The organism is Oceanibium sediminis, assembly GCF_003265325.1.
GTDB lineage: Bacteria > Pseudomonadota > Alphaproteobacteria > Rhodobacterales > Rhodobacteraceae > Halovulum > Halovulum sediminis.
In genome coordinates this window covers 221273-237260 of sequence record NZ_QGNX01000001.1, presented here as the reverse complement: position 1 = coordinate 237260, position 15988 = coordinate 221273, and the positions used below count along the sequence as shown (strand labels likewise).

Annotated in this window: 14 protein-coding genes and 1 pseudogene; 9 read left to right on the top strand and 6 right to left on the bottom strand. The window is 69.2% G+C overall.

The features are described from left to right. Position 1: 1 nt before the first annotated feature. From DJ029_RS01160 to DJ029_RS01145, 4 genes are all read right to left on the bottom strand, one after another. Positions 2-964, bottom strand: a complete 963-nt coding sequence (locus tag DJ029_RS01160; protein ID WP_112320492.1) for an acetyl-CoA carboxylase carboxyltransferase subunit alpha — start codon at positions 962-964, stop codon at positions 2-4. A 147-nt stretch (positions 965-1111) separates the two neighbouring features. Continuing rightward, on the bottom strand, positions 1112-2677 hold the full coding sequence (gene murJ / locus DJ029_RS01155; protein ID WP_112320491.1) for a murein biosynthesis integral membrane protein MurJ: 1566 nt from the start codon (positions 2675-2677) through the stop codon (positions 1112-1114). Continuing rightward, the gene (locus tag DJ029_RS01150; protein ID WP_112320490.1) at positions 2674-5457 is read right to left on the bottom strand and encodes a [protein-PII] uridylyltransferase; all 2784 of its coding nucleotides are present in this window, start codon (positions 5455-5457) and stop codon (positions 2674-2676) included. Before DJ029_RS01150 ends, murJ begins: the two co-directional genes overlap by 4 nt. Then, the gene (locus tag DJ029_RS01145; protein WP_112320489.1) at positions 5441-6610 is read right to left on the bottom strand and encodes a penicillin-binding protein activator; all 1170 of its coding nucleotides are present in this window, start codon (positions 6608-6610) and stop codon (positions 5441-5443) included. The genes DJ029_RS01150 and DJ029_RS01145 overlap by 17 nt, the downstream gene beginning before the upstream one ends. A 96-nt stretch (positions 6611-6706) precedes the next feature. Between DJ029_RS01145 and rsmI the strand changes: the two genes are divergently transcribed. The 4 genes from rsmI to DJ029_RS01125 all read left to right on the top strand — a co-directional run bounded on the left by rsmI (position 6707) and on the right by DJ029_RS01125 (position 9818). Further along, positions 6707-7549, top strand: coding sequence for a 16S rRNA (cytidine(1402)-2'-O)-methyltransferase (gene rsmI / locus DJ029_RS01140; RefSeq protein ID WP_198671022.1), 843 nt, complete (start codon positions 6707-6709; stop codon positions 7547-7549). After that, complete coding sequence (locus DJ029_RS01135; protein ID WP_112320487.1) at positions 7546-7896, top strand: YraN family protein; 351 nt, start codon at positions 7546-7548, stop codon at positions 7894-7896. Before rsmI ends, DJ029_RS01135 begins: the two co-directional genes overlap by 4 nt. Positions 7897-7968: 72 nt before the next feature. Continuing rightward, positions 7969-8910, top strand: coding sequence for a glutathione synthase (gene gshB, locus DJ029_RS01130; RefSeq protein WP_198671021.1), 942 nt, complete (start codon positions 7969-7971; stop codon positions 8908-8910). After that, positions 8907-9818: an alpha/beta hydrolase fold domain-containing protein gene (locus DJ029_RS01125; protein WP_112320485.1), complete on the top strand. Its 912-nt coding sequence runs from the start codon at positions 8907-8909 to the stop codon at positions 9816-9818. Before gshB ends, DJ029_RS01125 begins: the two co-directional genes overlap by 4 nt. A gap of 17 nt (positions 9819-9835) precedes the next feature. On the opposite strand, the gene DJ029_RS01120 is transcribed toward DJ029_RS01125, so the two are convergent. Together DJ029_RS01120 and DJ029_RS22030 are read right to left on the bottom strand one after the other, a co-directional pair. Continuing rightward, positions 9836-11407: a YifB family Mg chelatase-like AAA ATPase gene (locus DJ029_RS01120; RefSeq protein WP_112320484.1), complete on the bottom strand. Its 1572-nt coding sequence runs from the start codon at positions 11405-11407 to the stop codon at positions 9836-9838. Positions 11408-11432: 25 nt separating this feature from the next. Then, on the bottom strand, positions 11433-11567 hold the full coding sequence (locus DJ029_RS22030; RefSeq protein WP_308860675.1) for a thioredoxin domain-containing protein: 135 nt from the start codon (positions 11565-11567) through the stop codon (positions 11433-11435). Positions 11568-11789: 222 nt separating this feature from the next. Here DJ029_RS22030 and DJ029_RS01115 point away from each other — a divergent pair, with 222 nt between their 5' ends. The 5 genes and pseudogenes from DJ029_RS01115 to DJ029_RS01095 form a co-directional block, all read left to right on the top strand. Further along, positions 11790-12671, top strand: a complete 882-nt coding sequence (locus tag DJ029_RS01115) for an RNA polymerase factor sigma-32 (RefSeq protein ID WP_112320483.1) — start codon at positions 11790-11792, stop codon at positions 12669-12671. A gap of 181 nt (positions 12672-12852) precedes the next feature. Continuing rightward, positions 12853-14046: a bifunctional phosphopantothenoylcysteine decarboxylase/phosphopantothenate--cysteine ligase CoaBC gene (gene coaBC, locus DJ029_RS01110; protein WP_112320482.1), complete on the top strand. Its 1194-nt coding sequence runs from the start codon at positions 12853-12855 to the stop codon at positions 14044-14046. Further along, positions 14043-14510 (top strand): dUTP diphosphatase, encoded by a 468-nt coding sequence (dut, locus tag DJ029_RS01105; RefSeq protein ID WP_112320481.1) that lies wholly within the window; start codon positions 14043-14045, stop codon positions 14508-14510. Before coaBC ends, dut begins: the two co-directional genes overlap by 4 nt. Positions 14511-14516: 6 nt before the next feature. Continuing rightward, positions 14517-15227 (top strand): hypothetical protein, encoded by a 711-nt coding sequence (locus DJ029_RS01100; RefSeq protein ID WP_112320480.1) that lies wholly within the window; start codon positions 14517-14519, stop codon positions 15225-15227. Further along, a pseudogene (locus DJ029_RS01095) lies at positions 15173-15985 on the top strand (HesA/MoeB/ThiF family protein); the annotation flags it as partial. The gene DJ029_RS01100 and the pseudogene DJ029_RS01095, both read left to right, overlap by 55 nt. Positions 15986-15988: the final 3 nt, after the last annotated feature.

The following is a 15988-nucleotide window of genomic DNA, read 5'->3' as shown; positions in this document are numbered from 1 at the left end:
CTCAGGCGACCAGCGCCTTGGAGCCCATGGCAAGGTACTTCTGACGCCGCGCCTTGCGCAGGGTGTCGGGGGCGATGCCGCGGGTTTCCTCGAGCATGGCCTTCAGCGCGGTACGCACGTTGCTGATGGTTTCCGCCTGGCCGCGCTGCGCACCGCCGAGCGGTTCGCGGATGATGCGGTCGATCACGCCGAGCTGGTTCAGGTCCTGCGCGGTCAGGCGCAGCGCCTCTGCCGCTTCGCGCATCTTGTCTGAGTCTTTCCACAGGATCGAGGCGCAGCCCTCGGGGCTGATCACCGAGTAGATCGAATGTTCCAGCATGGCGAGTCGGTCGCCCGTGGCGAAGGCGACGGCGCCGCCCGAGCCCCCCTCGCCGGTGATCACCGCCAGAAGCGGCACGCCGAGGCTGAGGCACTTCTCGGTCGAGCGGGCGATCGCCTCGGCCTGGCCGCGTTCCTCGGCGCCCTTGCCGGGATAGGCGCCCGGCGTGTCGATCAGGGTGATGACGGGCAGGCCGAACCGGTCCGCCATGTCCATCAGGCGGATCGCCTTGCGATAGCCTTCCGGGCGGGCCATGCCGAAGTTGTGATCCAGCCGCGACTTGGTGTCCGAGCCCTTTTCATGACCGATCACCACCACCGGCTCATCTTCGAACCGGGCGAGGCCGCCCATGATGGCGTGGTCGTCGGCGAAATTGCGGTCCCCGGCCAGCGGCGTGTACTCGGTGAACAGCGCGTTGATGTAATCCACGCAATGGGGCCGGTCCGGGTGGCGGGCGACCTGGCATTTCCGCCAGGGGCTGAGATCCTTGTAGAGCTCGCTCAGCAGCGCGGCGGCCTTCAGGTCGAGGCCCTTGGCCTCCGCCTCGACGTCCATTTCCTCGTTCTGGCGCGCCAGGTTGCGCAACTCGGCGGCTTTGCCTTCGATTTCGGCCAGGCCCTTCTCAAACTCGAGATAGCTGTGCATGTGGTGCGCCCCGTTTTTCATTGTCAGGCCCGATATATGGCGGGGAGGGGGGGGATTGCAATTGCTTCGCCTTGTTTGATTGCACTGGCGCGTGCAGCGGCGTGGGAGCCTCCGGCGGGGATATTTGGGGACTTTGGAAGCGGGGGCCTAGTCCTGCGGGGCCGGTTTGCGGGGCCGGCGGAGCATGCGGCGCAAGTCCGCGGCGGAGAGCGCGCCGCTGAGGAAGGCCGCCGCGCCGTAGGTTGCCGCGCCGAGCAGGACGAGGCCGGCGAGTGCGGCGACCCTGAGCCCCGGCGTGGCGAGCGGAGTCGCAAGGGCCGCGGCGGCGGCCCAGATCAGCGCGCCCATCAGCAGGCTGGCGGCCAGCAGGCGGGGCAGCGCGCGGCGCAGGCGGCGGTCCGGTTCGATGCCGCCGTCGATGCGGGCCGCGCCGCGCAGCAGCAGGGCGAGCATCGCCCAGGCGGAAATCGTGGTGCCCACCGGCGCGGCGAGGTAGCCGATCAGCGGGGCCAGGCCGATGGCGAGCCCGGCGTTGATCACCATGGCGACGAGCGCGAAGAGGAAGGGGCTGCGCGTATCCTCGCGCGCGAAGAACACCGGTTGCACGACCTTTTGCAGCACGAAGGCGGGCAACCCGAGGCCGTAAATCGCCAGCGCCAGGGCCGTGGCTGCGGAATCGCCGGGGCCGAAGGCGCCCCGCTCGAACAGGACGGCGACGAGGGGCAGGGGGATCGCGATCAGCGCGACCGCCGCCGGAAGCGTCAGCGCCAGCGAGAATTCCGCCGCGCGGTTGATGGCGCTGATGCCCCCGGCCCGGTCCCCGGCGGCAAGGCGGCGCGACAGGTCCGGCAGCAGGACGACGCCGATGGCGATGCCGACCACGCCGAGCGGCAGTTGGTACAGCCGGTCTGCGTAGTTCAGCCAGGCCACCGCCCCGTCGAAGTAGGAGGCGACCTGCCGGCCCACCAGCAGGTTGACCTGCACGACACCGCCCGCCAGCGCGGCCGGCGCGGCGATGATCGCGAGCCGCTTCAGGTCCGGCGTCAGGCGCGGGCGGCTGGGCAGCAGCGTCACGCCCGCGCGTTTCGCCGCGAGCCAGACGAAGGCCAGTTGCGCCACGCCCGCCACGGGAACACCCCAGGTCAGCGCTTGCGCCACGTCACCGCCCAGCAGGGCGGTCAGACCCATGGCGGCGACGAGCACGATGTTCAGCAGCACCGGCGCCGCCGCCGCCGCCCAGAAGCGGCCCATGGCGTTCAGCACCCCCGACAGCAGCGCGGCGAGCGAGATGAACAGGATGTAGGGAAACACCACCCGCCCCATGTCCACCGCCAGCGCGAAGCGTTCGTCCCCCGCAAAGCCCGAGGCCATGAGCAGCACCAGTGCAGGCATGAAGACCAGCGCCAGCGCGCAAAGCGCGACCAGGATCAGCCCGAGCAGGGTGGCGGCGTCGCGGGCGAAGGTTTCCGCGTCGTCGCCCTTTTCCACCTTTTTCGAGAACAGCGGGATGAAGGCCATGTTGAACGCGCCCTCGGCGAAGAAGCGGCGGAACATGTTGGGAAGCGCGAAGGCGATCAGGAACGCCTCGGCGGCCGGCCCCGCGCCGAGGAAGGCGGCGATCATGATGTCGCGCGCGAAGCCGAAGACGCGGCTGAGCAGCGTCCAGACGCCCACCGTCAGGAAGGCAGGCAGCAGCCGCACGGGGCGGGTCATGGCTCGGCCCTCTCCGCGCCGCGCCGGATGGCATCGCGCAGCAGGGTCGCGATCTTCTTCTGCTTCGGCTTGCTGGTGATCTTCAGCCCGAAGGAGTCCTTCACGTAGAAGGTATCGACCGCCTGTTCGCCGTAGGTCGCGATGATGGCCGAGGAAATGTGCATATGCGCCGCCGTCAGCGTGCGGCTGAGGTCATAGAGCAGGCCGGGCCGGTCGCGGGTGTCCACGGTGATCATCGTGTAGATCTCGGATCCGTCGTTGTCGAAGGTGATCTCGGTCGGGACGATGAAGGCCTGTTCGCGCTTCTTGATCCGGTCCCGCTCGGCCAGGGCGTCGCGGGCGACCACCTCTCCGGCGAGGGTGCGGCGGATCACGGTCTTCAGCCGCGTCAGGCGGGCATCCTCGTAGGGTTGGCCCGCCTTGTCCTGGATCCAGAACACCGGCGTCGCCAGCCCGTCCGAGGTGGTGTAGGTGCGCGCGTCCACCACGTTGGCCCCTGCCAGCGCCAGCGCCCCGGCCAGGCGCGAGAACAGGCCCGGGTGATCGGCCAGGGCGAAGCACACGCGGGTCGCGCCGCGTTCCACATCCTGGTCGAAATGCATGGCGGGGGCCTCGTCCGTCACCTCGCGGATCAGCTTGGCGAAGATCGTCTGGGTATCGACCGTGAGCCCCAGCCAGAACGAGGCGTAGTGGCGGGCCTTTTCCCGCTCCAGGTCCTTTTCGGACCAGTCGGGCAGGGCGGCGGCGAAGGCGGCTTTCGCCTCGTCTATCCGCTCGGGGCGGGAAATGCGGGCGGTGTCGCCGGTCAGGTAGTCGCGGGTCAGCGCGTAAAGCTCGCGCAGCAGCATCGCCTTCCAGTTGTTCCACACGCCGGGGCCGACGCCGCGGATGTCGCAGACGGTCAGGACGGTCAGCAGGTTCAGCCGCGTCGGGCTTTTCACGATGGCGGCGAAGTCGCGTACGGTGCGGGCGTCGGCCAGGTCGCGCTTCTGCGCGAAATCCGACATCAGCAGGTGGTGGCGCACCAGCCAGACGACGGTTTCCACTTCCTCCTCGGGCAGACCGAGGCGCGGGCACAGGCGCTCTGCGATCTCGGCCCCGAGTTCGGAGTGATCCTCGGGGCGGCCCTTGCCGATGTCGTGCAGGAACAGCGCCACGTAGAGGACGCGGCGGTTCACCCCGCGTTCGAGGATACGCGAGGCGACGGGAAGGGATTCGACCAGCTCGCGCTTCTCGATGGAGAACAGCGTGTGGATGCACTGGATGGTGTGTTCGTCCACCGTGTAGTGGTGGTACATGTTGAACTGCATCATCGCCACGATACGCCCGAATTCGGGGATGAAGGCGCCGAGGACGCCCATTTCGTTCATCCGCCGCAGGGCGCGTTCCGGGTCGTTGTGGTCCAGCAGCAGCTCCAGGAAGATCGCGTTCGCTTCAGGGTTTTCACGCACGGAGTCGTCGATCAGGTGCAGGCTCGCCGTGACCCGGCGCATGGCGTCCGGGTGCATCAGGAAGCCCGTGGACAGCGCTGCGCGGAACAGGCGCAGGATGTTCAGCGGGTCGGTTTGGAAGGCGTCGTGGTCCACCACGTCAATGCGCCCGTTCCGGACCACGTAGCCCTCGGGCACGTCCTTTTCGGCGCGGGAAAACGCCGCGAACATGCGCTTCCGCACGCTGGGGCGCTTCTTGACGTGCTCCGCCTCAAGCGCGACGAGGAAGATGCGGGTCAGCTCGCCCACCTGGCGGGCGTAGGTGAAATAGGTCTGCATGAAGCGTTCCACCGCCCGCTGGCCCGCCGTGTCCACGAAGCCCAGGCGATCCGCCACGTCCACCTGCAGATCGAAGGTCAGCTGCTCGGCCGCTCGGCCCGCGGCCAGGTGCATCTGGCAACGCACAGCCCAGAGGAAGTTTTCCGCGTGGCGGAAGGTGTTCATCTCTTCCGCGGTGAAGACCCCGAGGCGCACCAGGTCTTCAGGTTCCTGCGCGTGGTTCAGGTACTTGGCGATCCAAAACAGGGTTTGCAGGTCGCGCAGCCCGCCCTTGCCTTCCTTCACGTTGGGCTCGACCAGGTAGCGCGAGCCGCCGTTGCGATTGTGGCGGTTCTCGCGCTCCTCCAACTTGGCTTCCACGAATTGCGGGCCGGTCTTGAGGAACAGCTCGTCCCAGAGGCGGGTGTAGAGTTCCTCGGACAGATCGCACGCGCCGGTCAGATGGCGATGCTCCAGCAGGGCGGTGCGGATCGTCAGGTCCGTCTGGCCGAGGCGGATGCACTCGTCCACCGTGCGCACCGCCTGCCCGACCTTCAGCTTCAGGTCCCACAGCAGGTAGAGCATGCTTTCGATGGCGCTCTCGCCCCAAGCGGTTTGCTTGTAGGGGGTCAGGAACAGCAGGTCCACGTCCGAGAAGGGGGCCATCTCGGCGCGGCCGTAGCCGCCGACGGCCAGCACGGCGATCTGTTCGCTTGCGGTGGGGTTCGGATTGGGGTGCAACGCGGTGGTGACGTAGTGCCAGGCGGCGCGGATCAGTTGATCGGTCAGCTCGGTGTAGGCGGTGGTCGCGCGCTTGGCGACATAGGGGAACTGCGCCAGGCCGGCGGCGATGGTTTCACGCTCGGCGGCGTTATAGGCGCGCAGGGCCTCGATCACCCCGGCGCGCGCGTCATCGGGTTTCGGGGCTTGCGCGACAATGGCGTCGATCTGCGCGCAGAGCCGCGCCGTGGGGGAGCTGTCGCCGTCGGTTGCCACCTCTGCGGGAAGGGTGGTGTCAGGACCCGTCGGCACCAAAGCTCCTCCTCGCGGGGTCGATGGGCAGGGCGGTGTCGTCGGTGACGGCAAAGACCGCAAGCGCGCGGTCCCCGGTTCCGTCGCCGTTGAAGCGGAAGATCCCCAGCGCGCCGGCAAAGCCCGAGGGCTTGGTCAGCCGCGTGGTGCTGAACGGATCGCTGCTGCCTTCGGCGCGGGCCTCTGCCACCAGGGCGGCTATGGCGGCGATACCGTCATAGCCGAGCCCCGCCAGCGGGTGCGGCGCGGCGCCGTAGGCCGCCTCGTAGCGCCCCGCGAAGGCGCCCGCGGTGGCGGGATCGGGGGCCGGGAACCATCCGCGGTCGAGCGCGGGTTGCGACAGCGTCTGCGGGCTGGTGTCCCAACGTTGCAGCCCGGCGAACTGCACGGCCTGCTGGCGCACGCCGAGCCCGCGTAGGGTTTCCGCCACGAAGGCCAGTCCGCCGGTTGGCCCGTCGGTCAGAACCACCACATTCGCGCCGGAGCCGCGCACCTGCCGCGCGATGGCCGGCATGTTCTCGGTGATGCCCTGCACGGACAGCGGGTACCCGGCACTGCCGACGACCGTTCCCCCGGCGCGCGCGACAGCGTCCGCAACGGCCTGGCGGGCCAGCTCACCCTCTGCGCCCTCGGGGTGGACGATGGCGACCTGGGTCAGGCCCTGGGCGATGGTGTAGCCGGCGATCCGCTCTGCCGCCGTGCGGAACGACGTGCCCAGCAGGAAGACGTTGCCCCCCGCCACGTCTGGGTTGTTGGAGAAGCTGAGCACTTGCAGCCCCGCCCCCTGCGCCACGGGCGCGGCGGCGATGGTGGAGTCCGAGAACAGCGGCCCGAGCACGACATCCGCCCCCGCCTCGACCGCGGCGCTGGCCGCCGCACGCGCCTGCTCGGGGGTGCCGCCGGTGGGATGGACGGTGATCCGCAGATCCACGTCCCGCACGTCCTGGCGCGCCAGTTCCGCGGCGTTGGCAAGCCCCTGGCCCAGCCCCTCGCGCTGCGGATCGGACGAGCCGAGCGGCACGAGGAGCGCAATCTCGACCGGGGCGTCGGGATCGACCGCGCCGCCGCCCCCCGGCCCCATCGGGGCGCAGGCGGCGGTGGCCAGGGCAGACAGCAACACGAGAGCGCGGGCGAGGGGGCGATAGCGGATCATATGACCTTTCCGGGCGGGGGGCCCTTGTGGCGGCAGGCAAACTCGGCGCACACTACTGAGGCCCGTGGCCCAAGTAAACGGAACAATAAGACGCTCATGCCCCTCGCTCCCGGCCTTTACCTGGTCGCCACGCCCATCGGCACCGCCGACGACATCACCCTGCGCGCCCTTCGCGTGCTGGCGGATGCCGACATGCTGGCCGCCGAAGACACCCGCACCGCCCGCCGCCTGATGGAGATCCACGGCGTCGCGCTGACGGGCCGCCAGCTGGTGCCCTACCACGACCACAACGGCGCGCAGGCACGGCCCCGGCTGCTGCGCGCGCTGCAGGACGGCAAGTCCGTCGCCTATGTCTCGGACGCGGGCACGCCGCTGATCGCGGACCCCGGCTACAAGCTGGCGGCCGAGGCGATCGCGGCGGATCTGCCGGTGTTCGCCGCGCCCGGCGCGTCGGCGCTGCTGGCGGCGCTGTCGGTGGCGGGCCTGCCGACGGATCGCTTCTTCTTCGCCGGGTTCCTGCCGCCGAAATCCGCCGCGCGTCGCGCTCAGCTGGGCGAATTCGCGCAGATCCCCGGCACGCTGGTGTTCTATGAATCGCCCCGCCGCCTGGCCGCCTGCCTTGCCGACATGGCGAAAACCCTGGGGGACCGCCCCGCAGCCGTCTGCCGTGAGCTGACCAAGAAGTTCGAGGAAGTGCGCCGCGGCCCGCTGGAAACGCTCGCCGCCGCCTACGCGGACGAGGCCCCGCCCAAGGGCGAGATCGTGATCGTCGTCGGCCCGCCCTTCGGGGCGGAAGCCTCTGCCGAGACGCTGGATAAAGCGCTGGAGGCCGCCTTGCGGGACAATTCGCTGAAGGACGCCGCCAGCATCGTGGCCGAGGCGACGGGCCTGCCGCGCAAGCAGGTCTATGCCCGCGCGCTGGAACTGAAGGCCCGATGAGCCGCTTGCGTTACGAGAGCGGCCTGGCCGCCGAGGAAGCGGCCGAACGCCTCTACACGGCGCAAGGGGCAGAGGTACTCGCCCGCCGGGCACGGACTCGTTCGGGGGAAATCGACCTGATCGTCGAACTGGGCGACACGGTGATCTTCGTCGAGGTGAAGGCCCGCGCCACCCATGCCGCTGCCGCGCAGTCGCTCAGCGCGCGCCAGCAGGCCCGCATCTTTGCCGCGGCAGAACTGTGGCTGGCGGAAAACGGGCGCTCCAGCTTGACCCCCTGCCGCTTCGATGTAGTCACCTTGGATGCCACCGGCCGTGCCGAGCGGCTGGAAAACGCCTTCGGGCAGTAATCGGCGCGGCTTGCAAAGCGCCCCGCGCTGGTCCAATTCACAAAAGCAACGACACGCTCAAGGATCCTGCACATGCCGCTCAAGGTCGCTATCCAGATGGACCCCATCGCCGTCATCGACATCAACGCCGACAGCACGTTCCGCATCATGGAGGAGGCGCAGGCGCGCGGCCATTCGCTGTTCTACTACACGCCGGACATGATCGCCTTCGACGATGGCCGGGTGACCGCGCGCGGCGCGGATGTCACCGTGCGCCGGGAACAGGGCAATCACTTCACGCTGGGTGAGCCGCGCACCGTGGACCTTGGTGAATATGACGTGGTCTGGCTGCGCCAGGACCCGCCGTTCGACATGAGCTACATCACCACGACGCACCTGTTGCAGATGATCTCGGACACGACGCTGGTGGTGAACGACCCGTTCTGGGTGCGCAACTATCCCGAAAAGCTGCTGGTGCTCCAGTTCCCGGACCTGACGCCGCCGACCATGATCGCGCGGGACCTGGCCACGCTGAAGGACTTCAAAGCGCGCCATGGCGACATCATCCTGAAGCCGCTTTACGGCAACGGCGGCGCGGGGGTGTTCCGCCTGGACCCGAACGACCGCAACTTCAACTCGCTGCATGAGCTGTTCACCGGCATCAACCGTGAGCCGCTGATCGCGCAGAAGTTCCTGCCCGACGTGGCCGCGGGCGACAAGCGCGTGATCCTTGTGGACGGAGAGCCCGTTGGCGCGATCAACCGGGTTCCGGCGGCGGGGGAAACCCGCTCCAACATGCATGTCGGTGGGCGCGCCGAGAAGGTGGAGCTCAGCGAGCGTGACCTGGAAATCTGCGCCGCCATCGGCCCGCTCTTGCGCGAAAAGGGCCAGATCTTCGTCGGGATCGATGTCATCGGGCGCTACCTGACGGAAATCAACGTCACCTCGCCCACCGGCCTTCAGGAGTTGGAGCGTTTCGACGGCACCAACCCCACCGCGAAGATCTGGGAGGCGATAGAGGCCCGCCGCGCATGAGCCGCAGCCGCGCCCTCACCCGCCTGCGGTGGCTGGCGCGACACCTGGAAAAGCCGGTTCTGGCGCGGGCCAGGCGGCCCTGGCTGCACCGGCTGCGCACCGAACCCATGGCGCGGCTGCTGCTGCGCGGGCGAAAGCCGCTGGCCTATCGCAGTGAAACGATTGGGGGTGTGGCCTGCCGCGTGCTCAAGGGCGGCGGCGGCACGGTGTTCTACGTGCATGGCGGGGCGTTCATCCTGTTCAGCGCCCGCAGCCACCAGGGGCTGGCGGCGCGGCTGGCGCAGCCCTTCGGCTTCGATGTCGTGCTGCCCGAGTATGCCCGCGCGCCCGAGGCGGCCTTTCCCCGCGCACTGGACGAGGTGACCGCCTGCTATGAGGCCGTGGCGGCAGCGAGCGTCGGCCCGGTGATCCTGGCCGGGGACAGCGCGGGCGGCGGACTGGCGCTGGCCCTGCTGCACCGGATCCTGCATCGGGGTCTGCCGCTCCCCGCGGCGGTGCTCGCGTTCTCACCCTGGGTGGATCTGACTTTGTCCGGCCCCTCCATCGCGGCGAATGCCAAGAGCGATCCGATCCTTCCCGCCAACGCGGTCACCATGGTGCGGGACATGTACCTTCAGGGCGGATTTGCGGAGGACCCCGAAGCCTCGCCAGTGTTCGGTGATTTCGCGAACGGCCCGCCGGTGCTGATCCAGGTCTGCGAAGACGAGATCCTTCTGAGCGACTCGCAGGCCATGGCCCGCCGGATCGAGGGGACGGGCGGGCGTGTCACCCTGCAGGTGCTGCCCGAGGGCTTGCACGCCTTCCAGCTATTTCTTGGCTGGATCCCCGAGGCGGATCGCGCCCTTGACGCCTGTGACGACTTCCTGCGCCAGATCCTTCTTTCTGCGCCCTCTTCCCCGGCCACCTGACTCCGGGCGTGTCGGGGTCAGGCGGTGACGGGTTTCTGCTGCGGCGGCCCCGGCGCGTCCATGACGGCCTGCGGCTTGCGATCCTCCGCCGTTAGCCGGTACGCGATGGCTTCTGCCACATGGGCGGCGTCCACCGTGTCGGCCCCTGCCAGGTCGGCGATGGTGCGCGCGACGCGCAGGGTGCGGTGATAGCCGCGCGCGCTGAAGCCGAAGCGATCCGCCGCGCGGCTGAGCAGCCCCTCCGCCTCGGCGGACAGATTCGACAGTTTGCCGAGCACATCGCCTTCCGCATCCGCGTTGACGCGCACGTCGGCCAGCTCTGCATACCGCTCGGCCTGGCGGGTCCGGGCGGCGGCAACCCGCGCGGCGACGCTGGCCGATGCCTCGCCCGGCTGGGCGTCCGCGATCTCGGCGATGCGCACGGGGGGCACCTCCACCCGCAAATCGAAGCGATCCAGCAGCGGGCCTGAAATCCGGCCGAGGTAATCGTCGCCGCAGGCGGGCGCGCGGGCGCAGGCGCGGGCGGGGTCGGCCAGGTAGCCGCAGCGGCAGGGGTTCGCGGCGGCGATCAGCATGAACCGGCAGGGATAGCGCACATGGGCGTTGGCCCGCGCGATGATGACCTCGCCCGTCTCGATCGGTTGGCGCAGGGTTTCCAGCACCGGGCGGGGGAATTCCGGCAGTTCGTCAAGGAACAGCACCCCGTGATGCGCCAGGCTGATTTCCCCCGGCTTCGCCCCGCGCCCGCCCCCGGCCACCGCCGCGACCGAGGCGGTGTGATGCGGGTTCCGATAGGGCCTGTCGCGTCGGATACCGCCCGCGTCCAGCAGCCCCGCCAGCGAATGGATCATCGAGGTTTCCAAGGCCTCGCCCGCGTCCAGCGGCGGCAGAATGCCGGGCAGCCGTGCTGCGAGCATGGACTTGCCCGACCCCGGCGGGCCGACCATTAGCAGGTGGTGCCGCCCGGCGGCCGCGATTTCCAGCGCGCGGCGGGCCTTTTCCTGCCCGCGCACATCGACAAGGTCGCGCTGGCCGTCGGTCGGTTCGGCCACCTCCCCGGCGGCGGCGGGGGCGATGACGGAGGAGCCGTTGAAGTGATTGACCAGCTCCAGCAACGAGCCGGGGGCGATCACCTCGACCGAGTCGACCCAGGCGGCTTCCGCGCCGTTCCCGGCGGGGCAGATCAGCCCGCAGCCATCCTCCCCCGCGGCAAGCGCCGTGGGCAGCGCGCCGAGCACCGGCATCAGCCGCCCGTCGAGCGACAGCTCGCCCATGGCCCAGTATTCGCCCAGCGTCTCGCGCGGCAGCACTTCCATCGCCGCCAGCACCGCCAGCGCGATCGGCAGGTCGAAATGGGACCCCTCTTTCGGCAGGTCGGCAGGCGCGAGGTTCAGCGTGATCCGCCGCGAGGGCAGGGCAAGCCCCATCTCGGTCAGCGCGGCCCGCACCCTTTCGCGCGCCTCGGACACCGACTTGTCCGGCAGGCCGACGATGGCAAAGCCCGGCAGGCCGGGGTGGATCGAGCACTGAACCTCGACCCGGCGCGCTTCCATGCCCTGAAAGGCGACTGTGGTGATGTTTGCGGTCATGGCGCCCCTGTTTTCGGCGCCCAGTTCACCAGAGCTTGGTTAAGAAGCGGTTACCAATTCGACGGCCGCGATGACGGATGGCGAACGCGTCGAACACCAGCCAGCCGCGCAGGGACCAGCTTGAATACGTCCGGTCCGCGATAATCAGGTCGTAGGACATCTTCTTTCCCCGCTGCGTATTGAGCCGGGTCTATGGGCCGCAACCGCCTGTCGTCCAATGCAATTCCGCGATCCGTCGCATTTGTTCCTGAAATGGAAACGGTCTGTTCGGCGCTTGGGCCTTTGAATCATATGGCTCAACGGTGATCCGCCCCGGCCCCGGCCACGTAAACCTTGCAACAACAAAAAAACAGGCATCCGACAGACCAAACCGGAGTTAAGGATGAACACCGACACTGCAGGGATCAGAAGCGTCACACGCCAGGCCATGGCGGCAGAGATGCTCGACGCGGAAACAGAACTCATGCTCGCCCGCGCCTGGCGCGACGAAGGATGCGAGAAATCACTCCACCGGCTCGTGAACGCCTACATGCGTTTGGCGGTCTCCATGGCGTCGAAATACCGCCGCTACGGCGCGCCGATGCCCGACCTGGTGCAGGAAGCGGGGGTTGGCCTGATGAAGGCGGCCGAGAAGTTTGATCCCGACAGGGGTGTGCGCTTCTCGACCTACGCGGTCTGGTGGATCAAGGCTTCGATCCAGGATTACGTGATGCGCAACTGGTCGATGGTGCGCACCGGCTCCACCTCGTCCCAGAAGGCGTTGTTCTTCAACCTGCGCCGTGTCCGCGCCAAGTTCGAGCGTGAGGCCGGGGCCGCGGGTGAGCAGATCGACGGGCAGGAGCTGCGCGAGAAGATCGCCATCGAAGTCGGCGTGCCGCTGCGCGACGTGGAGATGATGGACGCCCGGCTGGCCGGCTCGGACTTTTCGCTGAACGCGCAACAGGCGGGCGAAGAGGGTCGCGAATGGGTCGAAACCCTTGAGGACAGCGCCCCGCAGGCCGAGCACATGGTGGAACGCGATCGCGACCTGGCGAAGGCGCGGGACTGGCTGAAGGACGCCATGACCTCGCTGAACGAGCGCGAGCGGATGATCATCATCGAGCGCAAGCTGAAGGATGAGCCACGCACGCTTGAAAGTCTCGGGACAGAGCTCGGCCTCTCCAAGGAGCGGATCCGCCAGCTTGAAGCACAGGCGCTGAAGAAGATGCGCAAGCGCCTGGAAACCGTGACAGGCAACGCCGCGCAATTGCTGGCGATCGCCTGATACGACAGACCGGGGGGCGCCTTCGGGTAGCCCCCTCCGCCGTGCTTTGCGGCAGAAACGGATCGGCCCCATGACCGCATGGGACCGGTCCGTTTCCATATGTGCGTGGTCCCGGCCCGGCTTGCCCCGATGCGGGGGGCGGCGTATGCATTGAGGGAACGAGGTTTTTCGGGGGTTTCCCATGCTCACCGGTCGCAAGGTGTTGCTCATCATCGGGGGCGGTATCGCCGCCTACAAGTCGCTTGAGCTGATCCGCCGCCTGCAGGACCGGGGCGCTACGGTCGTACCGGTCCTGACCCGCGCGGCGGCAGAATTCGTCACCCCCCTCAGCGTGTCCGCGCTGGCGGGGCAGAAGGTGTTCACCGACCTGTTCGACCTGACCGACGAGGCGGAGATGGGCCATATCGAGCTGAGCCGCGCCGCCGACCTGGTCGTGGTGGCCCCGGCAACGGCCGACCTGATGGCCAAGATGGCGCAGGGGCTGGCGAACGACCTGGCCTCCACGCTGCTGATGGCCACCGACAAGCGGGTGCTGATCGCCCCGGCGATGAACGTGCGCATGTGGGAACATCCGGCGACGCAGCGCAACCTTGCCACGCTGAACGGCGACGGCATCCTCAGCGTCGGCCCGAACGAGGGCGGCATGGCCTGTGGCGAATTCGGCTCCGGGCGCATGTCCGAACCGCTGGAGATCGTCACCGCCGTCGAAGCCGCGCTGCGCGACGGGCCGCTGAAGGGGCGGCACGTGCTCGTCACCTCGGGGCCGACGCATGAGCCGATCGACCCGGTACGCTATATCGCCAACCGTTCCTCAGGGGCGCAGGGCAGCGCGATCGCGCGGGCCCTGCTGTCGCTGGGGGCCGAGGTCACCTTCGTGACCGGCCCCGCGAGTGCGCCGCGCCCCGCCGGCGCCCATGTGGTCGAGGTGGAAACCGCCCGCCAGATGGCCGACGCGGTGGACCAGGCCTTGCCCGCAGACGCCGCGGTCTGCGCGGCGGCGGTGGCGGACTGGCACGTCGTCGGCGCGTCGGACAAGAAGATGAAGAAGGACGGCAGCGGAGAGATGCCGCCGCTGAACTTCGCCGAGAACCCCGACATCCTGAAAACCGTTTCCAACGCCGCGGCGCGCCCGAAGCTGGTGGTCGGCTTCGCCGCGGAAACCGACGACGTGATCCGCCACGCCACCGAAAAGCGCGCGCGCAAGGGCTGTGACTGGATCCTCGCCAACGACGTGCGCCCCGAAACCGGGATCATGGGCGGCTCCGAGAACGCGATCACCCTGATCTCCGCCGAGGGGGCGGAGGAATGGCCGCGCATGTCCAAGGAACAGGCCGCCGCGAAGCTTGCGGCGCGCATCGCCGAGGCCCTGGGATGAGCGCCGTACCCGTCGCCCTGACCCGGACCGCCACCGCCGATGTGTCGGTTCCCTTGCCCGCCTACCAGAGCACCGGCGCCGCCGGCATGGACGTGCGCGCCAACCTTGCCCCGGAAAACCGCGACGATGGCCTGTTGCTGGCCCCCGGTGCCCGGCTTGCGGTGCCCACGGGGTTCTGCATCGCGCTGCCTGAAGGGTACGAGATGCAGGTGCGCGCACGCTCCGGGCTGGCGCTGAAGGAGGGGGTGATCGTCGCGAACGGCCCTGGCACCATCGACGCCGACTACCGCGGAGAGGTGGCGATCCTGCTGCTCAACACCTCCGCCCGCCCGTTCACCATCAGTCACGGCGAACGGGTGGCGCAGCTGGTCCTCGCCCCGGTGATCCGCGCCGCCTGGGACGAGGTCGCGGACCTGCCCCCGTCGCGCCGTGGCACGGGCGGTTTCGGCTCCACCGGGCGCTGAGCGGCGATGGCGGTGCTTGCCAACTTCAGCCTTCTGGGCCTGTTGGCGCTGGGTGCGCTCGCATGGGGCTTTGCGCGGGTTCTGGATGCGCCGAAAGGGGCGATCCGGGCGATTCCGATGGTGATGGTCCTGGTCGCGCTGCTGTCCCAGGTCGCGCTGCCGGAAACCGCGCCGTTCCGTCAAAGCGTGGGCGGCGCGCTGCGGCTCATGGTCTACGCCGCGATCCTGGCGGTGCCGGTACTGGGCTATCGCACGGTTCTGCGCCGCCTACGCGCCCGCAGCGGGGCCATGCCGGTAAAGCGCGATACCCCGGTCGGTTTCGTGCTGATCGAGGATGACACGCGGCTCGCCGCCGACACCGCCGGCGCGCTGGCCGCGCAGCACAAGGGCGCGGTGCCCTGGGCGCCCGAAACCTTCTCGGTCGCGCATCGCGATGCCTCCGGCCAGATCACCGGCACCGTGCGGGGCCTGCTGAACATGGGGCTGCTGGATATCGACGGCCTGCATGTCGCGCCGCAGGCCGACAGCGCCCTTGCCGCCGGTCTGCTGGCCGAGTTGGAGGCCGAGGGCACCCGCCGGGGCGCCCGCCGCGCCGTGCTGAGCCTGCATGACTGGCAGGCCCCGGCGCTGGCCGCCGCCGCCGGCTACCGCGAACACGCCCGCGTCGCCTATCCCGACGGGCCCGCGCGCATCACCCTCACGAAGGATCTCGCATGAGTTTCACCCCCGAGGAACTGGAGCGCTACGCCCGCCACATCATCCTTCGGGAGGTGGGCGGCCCCGGCCAGCAGAAGCTGAAGGCCGCCAGCGTCACCGTCGTCGGGGCCGGCGGGCTGGGCAGCCCGGCGCTGCTCTACCTCGCGGCGGCGGGGGTGGGGCGCTTGCGCCTGGTCGACGACGATGAGGTCAGCCTGTCCAACCTGCAACGCCAGGTGCTGCACACGACGGACCGTATCGGCCAGCTGAAGGTGGACAGCGCGGCGGCGGGGCTGGCGGCGGTGAACCCCCATGTGACGGTGGAGACGCACGCGCTTCGCCTGACCAGCGACAACGCCGCCGACCTGCTCGGCGGATGTGACCTTATCCTCGACGGGACCGACAGTTTCGAGACACGCCAGCGTGTGAACGAGGCCGCGACGGCGCTGGCGATTCCCCTGCTCTCAGGCGCGATCAGCCAGTGGGAGGGGCAGCTTTCGCTGTTCGATCCGGCCCGCGGCACCCCCTGCTACGCCTGTATCTTTCCCGACCCGCCCGCCCCCGGGCAGGCCCCGAGCTGCGCCGAGGCAGGCGTCATGGGCGCTTTGCCCGGCGTGATCGGCGCGATGATGGCGGGCGAGGCGATCAAGCATATCACCGGCGCGGGCCGCACCCTGCGGGGCGAGATGCTGATCTTCGATGCCCTCTGGGGAGAGACGCGCAAGATCCGCCTGGCCCGGCGGCCCGATTGCGCGGTGTGCGGCACAGGGCAGGGCTGAGCG